This is a genomic window from Clostridiales bacterium (assembly GCA_012512255.1).
In the GTDB taxonomy this organism is placed as follows: Bacteria; Bacillota; Clostridia; order Christensenellales; family DUVY01; genus DUVY01.
The window spans coordinates 1-1,511 of sequence record JAAZDJ010000069.1; the positions used below are offsets into that span (position 1 = coordinate 1).

General features: G+C 40.7%; 1 protein-coding gene. It reads left to right on the plus strand.

Annotated features, from left to right (window positions below):
• The coding region (locus GX756_03490) for a phospho-sugar mutase (GenBank protein ID NLC16921.1) at positions 1–1,511 on the plus strand (1,511 nt) is incomplete at both ends.

Here is a 1,511-nt window from a genome sequence, read left to right on the forward strand (position 1 = left end):
GGCAGCGGCGCCAACCGAATGAACATTTACACGGTAAAAAAAGCATCTTATGGTCTTGGGCAATATGTCGTTTCCAAAAGCGGCAGTCCAAGCGTCGCCATATCTTACGATTCCAGAAATTTTTCTTATGAATTCGCGCACGCCGCGGCAGAGGTTTTTGCAAGCCTTGACATAAAAGTTTATATCTTTTCAACACTCAATCCAACGCCCTTGCTTTCTTTTGCCGTAAGGGAATTAAAATGCGACGCAGGCGTTATGGTTACGGCCTCCCATAACCCAAAAGAATATAACGGTTACAAGGCTTATGGCCCGGACGGATGCCAATTGACCTTGGAAGCATCTGAAGAAGTGTTAAAAAAGATTAACGCCATTGACGATATTTTTTCGATCCAAACAGACACTTTTGAAAACTATCTAAAATCCCAAAAAATAGAATATATTTCTTCCGATGTTTATGAAAAATACATAGAAAATGTTATCGGCTGCTCGGTAAGCGATAACGCGCCCAAAAACATAAAAATAGTTTACACGCCCTTAAACGGCGCGGGATATATTCCGGTAAAAGATATATTAAGAAGGCGCGGATTTGAAAATGTTTATATCGTGCCCGAACAGGAATTGCCCGACGGAAACTTCAAAACATGCCCTTATCCCAATCCCGAGGCTCAAGAGGCGTTAACTTTAGCCATAAAGCTGGCGGATGCCAAAAAAGCCGATTTGGTTTTGGCGACCGATCCCGATTGCGATAGATTGGGCGTAGGCGTAAGACACAAAGGAAAGATAAGGTTAATAACAGGCAATGAGATAGGAATTTTGTTGACTGATTATCTACTATCTGAAAGAAAAAGGCAAAAAACTTTGCCCCAAAGCCCTATTATAATAAAGACTATCGTATCCACCGATTTAATATACGATATAGCCAAAGACTACAACGGCGAAGTCATTGACGTGCTGACAGGTTTCAAATTTATAGGCGAAAAGCTAGGCGAATTGGAAGCCAAAAACCAGCTTGAGCGTTTTGTTTTTGCGTTTGAGGAAAGCTACGGCTATATGGCGGGCGCTTATGTGAGGGATAAAGACGGCGTAGTCGCTTCAATGCTGGTTGCAGAAATGGCCGAGAATTACCTTAATCAAGGCAAAACCTTAATAGATAGATTAATAGAAATTTACGAGCAATATGGATATAATACAAGCTTATTAAAAAGCATAGAATTCAAAGGCATGGAAGGCGCAAAAGAAATGAACCAAAAAATAGACGCTATAAGAAATAACCCGCCTTCCGTCTTAGGCAAGCATGAAGTAAAACAGTTTAAAGATTATTTGCAAGGCATTGACAATCTTCCCTCGTCCAATGTGCTAAGTTTTGTATTGGACCAAGCCAAAGTCCTGATAAGACCGTCAGGCACGGAACCAAAATTAAAAATATATGTGCTTGCCTCGTCTTCATCGCCATCGCAGCTTAAAATTTATTCTCAAGAACTTCTAAATGCGGCGGCTAAGTATTTTATTTA